The sequence below is a fragment of the Xanthobacter sp. BG11Y11_SDJG genome (genome assembly GCF_057364445.1).
Genome location: NZ_JBNFNU010000586.1, coordinates 1 through 1,844 on the forward strand (window position 1 = coordinate 1; position 1,844 = coordinate 1,844).

Consider the following 1,844-nt stretch of genomic DNA (forward strand, 5'->3'; position numbering starts at 1 on the left):
CGGCACCGGGCGCGGCGCGGGCGGCGGTTCCCCCTCGGCGCCGGCGGCGTAGGCCATGCAATCGAGCAGGCCGGAAAGATTGTCCGGCCCGCCGGCGCGGAAATACGCAAGCCAGCGCGCCAGTTCCACGGGCGGGAGCGTAGAGAGCGCGGCGAGCCGGGCATCGTCCTGGTCCTCGCCCGGCAGCAGCGCCAAGGCGATGCCCTTCTCGCGCGCCACGGCCGCCAGCCGCTCGGCGCCATAACGCCACCAGTCGAGCCCGCCGAGCTGGCGCACCACGATCACCTTCGCATGGGCCGCGACCTTCTCCAGCCACAGGTCCACCGACATGGGGTGCCTGAGGTCCTTCAGCCGCACGAGGCGCAAGCTCGGCAGGCGGGCGCGACCGGTCCGCCAAGCCGCGGCGAGCGCGAGAAGGTCGCTGTCGGCGAAGGAGAGCGCCACCATGTCCGCGGGCGCCTGGGCGAGATCCACCGGCTCGGCGAGATCCTCCAGGGTCGCGGACGTGGTGGACAGCAGGTGCATCGGCGCCTTCGCTCGTGTTCCGGCCTCAGCCGAGGATCGTCCGTTCCACCGCGGCGCGGTCGAAGCCCTTGAGGCCGATCACCACCAGCGCGCCGCGCCGCGCCTCTCCGGCGCTCCAGGCCCGGTCGAAATGGTGCGACACCCGCGGACCGACGCCCTGCACGAGGAGCCGCATGGGCTTGCCGGCCACCGCCGCGAACCCCTTCACCCGCAGCACGTCGGCGGCCTCCGCCGCGCGCGCCACGCGGGCGGCGAGATCGGCCGGATCGGCAATCTCCGGAAGGGGCACGACGACGCTGTCGAAATCGTCGTGGTCGTGGTCCTCTTCGTCGTCGTGATGGGTGCGGCGGGCGTCGATCTCGTCCTCCACGGCGAGGCCGAGGCCGAGCAGCGCCGCCGGGTCCACGCGGCCCTGCGTGATCGTGATGACCTTCACGGCGCGCGACAAATGGGCGGCGACGCGGGCGCCGGCGGCTTCCGCCGCCGGGCCGTCGATCAGGTCGCCCTTGGAGATGACGACAAGGTCGGCGCAGGCGATCTGGTCGTCGAACACCTCCTCCACCGGGTCCTCGTGGTCGAGGCTCTCGTCGGCGGCGCGCTGGGCGTCGAGCGCGTCGTGATCGCTGGCGACGCGGCCTTCGGCGAGCGCGGGGCCGTCCACCACGGCGACCACGCCGTCCACCGTCACCCGGTTCTTCACCGCCGGCCACTGGAAGGCCTGCACCAAGGGCTTGGGCAGAGCGAGGCCGGAGGTCTCGATCAGGATGTGGTCGGGCGCGCGGGCGAGGATCTTGTCCAGCGCCGGGACGAAATCGTCCGCCACGGTGCAGCACAGGCAGCCATTGGCAAGCTCGACGATGTCCTCTTCCGTGCAGGCCGGGGCGCCGCAGCCCTTGAGGATCTCCCCGTCGATGCCCACGTCGCCGAATTCGTTGACGATCACCGCGAGGCGCCGGCCGCCGGCATTCTCCAGCATGTGGCGGATCAGCGTCGTCTTTCCCGAGCCGAGGAAGCCGGTGACGATGGTGCAGGGCACGCGGACGAGGGAGGGCGCGGTCATGGACGGTCCTTGCTGGGGAAGAGAGGGGGAATGCGCGCCACCATGCCGCGCTTCAGGCGCTCGGGGCGGCCGCGCCAGGGCATGAGGCGGTCTTCGGCCAAGGCGAGCAGGCGCGCGCCTTCGACGAGGTCGCCGGCGCTGTCGTCGTCGAGGTCGCCGAACACATAGGTCCAGCCGTCGGCGCGGGCGATGGCGGCGGAAAGGGCGCGCTTGCAATTGGCGAGGCAGCGCACGGGCTCGATGGCGGTCGCGGCCGGGG

Annotated in this window: 2 protein-coding genes and 1 pseudogene; all 3 read right to left on the reverse strand. The window is 72.5% G+C overall.

Annotated features, from left to right (window positions below; genetic code table 11):
- Positions 1 to 525: pseudogene (locus AC2W7M_RS24690) on the reverse strand (cobaltochelatase subunit CobN); the annotation flags it as partial.
- Positions 526 to 550: 25 nt separating this feature from the next.
- Positions 551 to 1,585: a cobalamin biosynthesis protein CobW gene (cobW, locus tag AC2W7M_RS24695; protein ID WP_486135683.1), complete on the reverse strand. Its 1,035-nt coding sequence runs from the start codon at positions 1,583 to 1,585 to the stop codon at positions 551 to 553.
- A partial coding sequence (locus AC2W7M_RS24700; RefSeq protein WP_486135685.1) for a DUF1636 family protein occupies positions 1,582 to 1,844 on the reverse strand: 263 nt, incomplete at its 5' end. The genes AC2W7M_RS24700 and cobW, both read right to left, overlap by 4 nt.

What these genes read in the sequence shown, in the direction of transcription:
- cobW (WP_486135683.1), bottom strand. Translation starts at nt 1,585, where the DNA reads ATGACCGCGCCCTCCCTCGTCCGCGTGCCCTGCACCATCGTCACCGGC.